The sequence below is a fragment of the Devosia sp. genome (genome assembly GCF_035944845.1).
In the GTDB taxonomy this organism is placed as follows: domain Bacteria; phylum Pseudomonadota; class Alphaproteobacteria; order Rhizobiales; family Devosiaceae; genus Devosia_A.
This window is the reverse complement of sequence record NZ_DASZAW010000011.1, coordinates 22,782-29,125: the sequence shown is the minus strand read 5'-3', so window position 1 is coordinate 29,125 and position 6,344 is coordinate 22,782. Positions and strand designations below refer to the sequence as shown.

General features: G+C 65.8%; 4 protein-coding genes. 2 read left to right on the top strand and 2 right to left on the bottom strand.

What is annotated here, in order from left to right; genetic code table 11:
- The first annotated feature begins 76 nt into the window (after positions 1-76).
- Together VGV07_RS02015 and VGV07_RS02010 are read left to right on the top strand one after the other, a co-directional pair.
- Positions 77-1,249: an N-acetylglucosamine-6-phosphate deacetylase gene (locus tag VGV07_RS02015; RefSeq protein ID WP_326867016.1), complete on the top strand. Its 1,173-nt coding sequence runs from the start codon at positions 77-79 to the stop codon at positions 1,247-1,249.
- Between the two features lie 198 nt (positions 1,250-1,447).
- Positions 1,448-2,563 carry a sialidase family protein gene (locus tag VGV07_RS02010; protein ID WP_326867015.1) on the top strand — a complete coding sequence of 372 codons (1,116 nt, stop codon included), beginning with the start codon at positions 1,448-1,450 and terminating at the stop codon, positions 2,561-2,563.
- Between the two features lie 192 nt (positions 2,564-2,755).
- Here the strand turns inward: VGV07_RS02010 and VGV07_RS02005 are convergent, their stop codons facing one another.
- Both VGV07_RS02005 and VGV07_RS02000 read right to left on the bottom strand, forming a co-directional pair.
- Positions 2,756-5,023 carry an MFS transporter gene (locus VGV07_RS02005; RefSeq protein ID WP_326867014.1) on the bottom strand — a complete coding sequence of 756 codons (2,268 nt, stop codon included), beginning with the start codon at positions 5,021-5,023 and terminating at the stop codon, positions 2,756-2,758.
- A gap of 232 nt (positions 5,024-5,255) precedes the next feature.
- A complete protein-coding gene (locus tag VGV07_RS02000; RefSeq protein ID WP_326867013.1) occupies positions 5,256-6,332 on the bottom strand; it encodes a sialidase family protein in 1,077 nt (358 codons plus the stop codon).
- Between the last annotated feature and the right edge of the window lie 12 nt (positions 6,333-6,344).

The window sequence follows — 6,344 nt, the reverse complement described above, 5'->3', positions numbered from 1 at the left end:
AAGGCGCCATGTTTCCCCTTGAATTCGCATGTTAGGTGGTTATCATGACAATATACTACGAGCATGGATTCTGCAAGTGAAGCAAAGATGGCGTAACGCCACGCTGGTGACCCCGGGCGGAGAAATCGGGCAGGATCTGTTAATCGAGAATGGCCGGTTCACCGGCATCGTCAGCCGGGACGCCGCCACCGGCACGGATTGGCAGGATGTCGAGGCCAGCGGGAAGCTGCTGTTTCCCGGCATTATCGACCTCCTCCAGCACGGCATGGACGTCTACCTCTACAACGACACCTTGCCCGGCTGCGTCGCCGACAACTCGACGCTGCTGCTATCGCGTGGCGTGACCGGGTTCCTGCCCTCGATCAGCTGCCTGCCGCCCGAGGACATGGAATCGACGCTTACGCGCCTTGCGGCCGAGACGGAGAGAGCCACCGGGGCGCGCGCCATCGGCATTCACAGCGAAGGCCCGGTCTTCGCCTCACCGGGCGCCCACAACCCGCGCAACCTGCAAAAGCCGAGCGTCGAACTGGCCGAGCGGATGCTCGCCGCCAGCAACGGCCGGCTGAAGGCGGTGACGCTGGCGCCGGAACTGCCCGGCGCCGAAGCCTTCATCAAGCGGCTGAAGGCCGATGGGGTGAGCATTCATCTCGGCCACAGCCAGGCGGTGCCGGACGACGTGGCACGCTATGTTTCCTGGGGCATCGATGCGGTGACCCACATGTACAACGTGATGCGCCAGCCCGAGCCCGGCAATATGGGGCTGCACGTGCTGTCGCTCACCGATGCGCTGCTGGCGGAGCCCAACCTGGCGCTCGGGCTGATCTGCGACGGCATCCACGTGTCGCCCAAGCTGATGAAGATCCTCGCACAGCTGCCGCCCGACCGGGTGTTCCTCGAGACCGATGCCAACAAATATGCCGGTGCCGAGGACATGGAGTTCGAGTTCTATCCCGGCCAGTGGGTGCGGAGCGCGCGCGGCAAGGCCGTGGTCGATCGCAATGGCGGGCTCTGCGGCTCGTCGCTGACCCCGGATGAGGCGATGCGCAACTACGTGACGATGGTCGGCGCCGACCTCGTTCGCACCGCCCATGCCACGAGCCTCGTGCCATCAAGGGTGCTGGGGATGGAGAAGGATATCGGCTCGATCGAGGTCGGCAAGCTGGCCGACTTCGCGGTGCTCGACCCAAAGACACTGGAGATCGAGGCGACGGTGGTGGGCGGCGAGACGCTGTTCAGACGCGCCGCATAGGCGGGTTGGCGCAGCGGCTTCAGGGGGCACTGGCGAATTGCACCACCCGCGGTGTCATCCCCGCGAAAGCGGGGAACTCCGTTTGGGATGGTGTCGCAGGCCAGAAAACAGAGGTTCCCGTTTTCGCGGGAATGACCCGTGAGTGGGTCAGGTCGCCCGGTGCCACCCAATCGTGAACGCTCAGGGGGGGAGAGGCCAATGCAGATCGTCGCATCAGGAACATTGGGAAAGGCAGAGCCCGGAACGGCGCGTGCCAACCTGACCTTTCCCTCGGTCACCGCGCTGGCGGACGGCTCACTGCTGGCAACGCTCAGGGCCGGCAACGAGAAGGACTCGCCCAAAGAGCGCATCACGTTCTATCGCTCCACCGATAACGGCCTCAGCTGGTCGGCGCCGAGCTATCCGTTCGAGCCCCCCCACGTTCGCGGTACCCGCGGCACACTCAAGCTCTGCTACGTCACCGAACTCGGCCCCGATCGGCTGCTGGCCGCGGCGATGTGGGTCGATCGCACGACCTATCCCGGCAAGCCCTTGTTCAACGCCGAGACCGAGGGCTGCCTGCCGATGGTGATCCTGCTCGCCAACTCGGAGGACAATGGCGCGAGCTGGAGCGGCTGGCGCGAGGTGCCGATGCCCGAAGAGATCGGCCCGGCCAGCCTCACCAGCCCGGTGATGCGGCTGGACGACGGACGGTTGGCGATGAGCATCGAGACCAACAAGAGCTATCTCGACGCTTCGAAGTGGCTGCAGCGGGCGGTGTTCTTCCACTCGGCCGACGAGGGGCAGAGCTGGACTGGCCCGTTGACGGTGGCCGAGGACCCGGGCGGCCGGATCTTCAACTGGGACCTCCGTTGCGCGGTGGCGCCGGATGGCCGGATCGGCTCGTTCGCCTGGACCTACGACACGGAGACGGCCAGCTACCTCAACATCCACCGCCGGATCAGCGCCGACGGGGGAATGAGCTGGAGCGCGCCCGAGAACCTCGGCTTTGCCGACCAGGCGGCGCGGCCGGCAGTGCTGCCCGACGGACGCGTGGTGCTGGCATGGGTCGATCGGTTCGGCTCGCAGTCGATCCGGGCGCGCGTTGCGGCGAGCATCGACGCGCCGTTCGCGGCCGAGAGCGATGTCGAGGTGTATGCGCATGCCAGGGCGCAGGCCGCGATCAGCGATACCGGCGACATGCTGGCCAGCATGGATGTGTGGAGCTTCGGGCTGCCGTCCGCGACGGCGCTGCCGGATGGGGATGTGCTGGTGGTGTATTATGCGGGCGAGGCCCGGGCGCTGGATGTGCGGTGGGCAAAGCTGAGGGTGTGAGCACCCCTTCCCTTCTCCCCTCAGGGGAGAAGGTGGCTCGTAGCGCCGGTTGAGGGGTGAAGCGGTGCAACGCGCGCTCGCTGAGAGACTTAACCCCTCACCCTAGTTACGCTACGGACCTTGCGGTCCTAGCTGCACTACCCTCTCCCCTCAGGGGCGAGGGGGCGCCGACTGCCAGTCTCGGAGGCTTTCTTATCCCGCCAATACCGGGCGCATCGCCAGCGCCAGGAGGATCAACAACGCCCGGTGCGGTTGTTCGATGTCGCGGGTGCCGTCCATCAGTTTGAGCACGATACCGGCTTCGGGGTGGCCGCTGCGCGCGATATAGGGGCGGAGGTCCTGCAGGGCACGGAAGGCGGTGCCGGTGCTGCCCGAGCTCAGGGCTGCGGCGGCCTGCAGCATGAGGCGGGAGTGCTCCTCGTTGGAGCGCTTGCGGAGGCTGTCGCTGAGGCGGCTGAACAGGCCGGGCAGCCGATAGCCCAGCACCTTTTCCTCATGCCGCCACTCACGCGAAAAGCTCTCTTCCCAGTCGAGGATCTTGGCGAGGGCCAGCAGCACCACCTTGCTGCGCGGCTCGCCCACCATGCTCTGGGCATCGCCGGCCAGTTCGCGATAGACCTGCAGCAGCCCATCCACACTCTGGCTGTCACGGAACTTTCCCAGCGCCGAGACCGCGGCCAGCCGGGTATCGATTTCGGGATCGTCGGCCAGCAGCCGGCGGATGCGCGGCAGGTGTTTCGTATCGCGGATATCGCCGAGGGTGCGAGCCGCACGGGCGCGCAGCAGCGGGTTGGGGCTATCGAGGAAGCGGGCGATGGCGTCGCCGCTTTGCGAGGCCTTGATGCGGCCGAGCGAATTGAGCGCCGCATATTGCAGTTCGACCAGCCCGTCATAGGCCAGCATCGACTCGAGCGCCCGCACCACCGCCGGGCTCGGCGGCAGGTGGCCGAGCGACTGGATGGCCTCATGCCGGACGTCGAAGCTCGGGTCGCTCAGCGCCGCAATCAGCTCTTCCTTGACCAGCGCACTGCGGGTCTTGCCGAAGCCATAGGCGAGGTCGCGACGGCGTTCCTCGGAGGTGAGCGCGCCATAGCGGTGGATGCCCCAGAGGGCGCTGAACGGCCGGCCGCGACCGAACTGGCCGAGAAAATCGCGCACCCCGGTGGCGCCTTCTTCCTTCAGCATGGCGAAGGTGATGGCAGAGAGCACCACCATCAAGGCGCTGAGCGCGAACAGCGTCTCGAAATTGCCCAGTGTCACGCCGGAGACGACGATCGTGTTTTCGGCGAGCAGTTCGAGCAGCCAGCCGGCGAGGAAGGCAGCGCCGCCGCCGATCAGGCCGTCGGTCATATAGGCGAGCGTCATGTAGCTCTCCTTTTTCGCCGGCGGCACGTAGTTGAGCATGTAGATGCCGCCCACCGAGATGGCGCTCTGGAACAGCATGCCGAAGACGAAGAAGATCGCCCCGACGACGAAGATGGTGCCCGGCGTTTCCCTGGTGACGAACATCACCGCGATCAGCATCGCCACCTGCAGCGCCTGCAGGGTGATGCGGATGGCCCGGGTGCCATAGCGATCGACGAACCAGCCCGAGGCGACGCTGCCCACCGCGGCGCCGACCGGGATGAAGGCCGCCATCAGGACGATCTGGCCCGAGGAGATGCCCAGCCGCTCGCGGAAGAACAAGAGGATGAACAGGTTGATGACGGTGTAGACGAGGAACTGCGTGCCCGAGGAAACGAGGTAGAGCAGGAAGTTGCCATCGCGCAGCGGATCGCGCATGGCGCGGATCGAGTCGAAACCGCGGGCCGAGCCGGGGCGCGGCTTGCCGCCGCCGAGTCCGAACAGGGTCGATGCGGCGATGACGCCGAGAATGAGCCCGACAGCGAAGACCGGAAAGAAGCGCTCGATGCCGTGCTGGCCATCGAGCCAGAGCTGCACCAGCACCGAGCCGACCAGCGCCACCGGCAGGTAGGCGACGGCAATGCCGCCGGTCAGCCGACCGCGGATGAAGCTCGGCATATATTCCTGCGACCACGGCCAGATCGCGGTTTCGGCGAGGGTGCGGAAGATCGAAAAACCGAGCATTGCCGCGAACAGCACCCAGAACACCATGTCCGGGTTGCCCTGGAACATCGGCGCCACGAGAATCAGCGACAGGCAGAGATAGCGGGTGAGCGAGGCGTAGCCGGCCACCCGGCGGTGGCCGAAGGCCATGACGATGGGCAGGAACACCACCGCGATGACCTGGACGAACGGCATGATGCCGCCGATCAGCCCGATACGGTCCTTGGGCACCCCAAGCTCGGCAGCGAACAGGGCCAAGGGCGAGGTGACGGTGCAGAGCAGCGCCGCGGCGGTGATGATGTTGAAGGCGTAGAGATAGGGAATGCGCCGGATCTTGTCGAAATCCGACTGCTCCTCGTACTCGGCAACGCCGACGCCTTCTGCCCGCGACACGATACTCGTCCTCCCGTCGACTCGCCCCGTTCGCGACCTCGCTCTGGATCGCTTCACCGGATGAGTTGAGCCACTGTGATCGCCCCACCTGCGATGTCATCCCAGCGAAAGCTGGGACCCATTTCACCGCTTGCGCCAGCTGCGAGTTGGGTCCCAGCTTTCGCTGGGATGACAGCCGGTGGGTTGGTCAACCGTCGAGCCCAACCAGTTCCTCCGGTTCAGAAAGACTCGATCAGAGCGCGATCCGATAGCCCTTGATCACATACTGGCTCTGCTCGAAACTCCAGCAGGCGGCGTAGATTTCCCCGTTCTGCAAGCGCAGCAAGGAGGGCTGGCCGAATTTCAGGCTGCCGAACTGCTTCTTGATGTCGGCAGAGTCGCTGCCCATCGTCGCGTCGTTGAAGAGGTTCAGCTCCTCCTCGACCTTGAAGCCGTGGTTGAGATCGACGCGGCGGACGATCAGCCCAACCGGCGCCTCGCGGTGCGCGTGGATGGTGAGGGCCCTGCCACCGCCGAGCGACATGAGGTTCGAGGCCTGGCCGCGAATGCCGGTGTCGATCGGCGATGCAAAGGTCTCGCCGCCATCGCTCGAGACGACCACGTGGTTGTTGAGGTTGGCGCCGGCGGCATTGTCATATGCCCAGAAGATCACCGCGACGCGGCCGCCGCCGAGGTCAGCGATGCGGCTCTCCCAGGTGGAGACGTTGCCAGCCGGCGAACGGTAGAACTCGGAGAGCTTGCGCCAGCTTCGGCCATTGTCATCGCTGGCAATGATCCAGCCGGCATGCCCGTCCTTGCCGAGATGAAACGGCGCGGTGGCGGCGATGATACGGCCCGAGGCGAGCTGGATGGCGGGGCCGGAAAGCTCGAGCGGCTGGCCCTCGATGTCGAAATAGGCCGGGATGCTCCAGCTGCGGCCGCCATCGGTCGAAGTGCTGGTCTTGTTGCGCAGGGTCAGCAGCTTGAAGGTGTCTGGGTCGACGACGGGAGTGAGCGGGGTCGGGCGGACGAAGACGTAGCCGGTGGCAAGGAGCGAACCATCGGCCAGTAGCAGCGGCTTGAAGCTCTCGGATTCCTCAGGGCGCACTTCGTGGTCGGTGAGGCGCACCGGAGGGGACCAGGTGCGGCCATCGTCGGAGCTGCGACTGACATGGGCGCGGGCATCGGCGGCGTCGAAGGCCTGGCCGATGGTGAAGATGGCAACCAGTTCGTCCGAGGCCAGCTGCACGATGCCGGGGAAGGTCGCCTGGCGGCTGAGCAGCAGCGGGTCGGGGTTGGCGTAGATGGTGATCTCTTCAAGACGCTGCATCGAAAGCTCCGG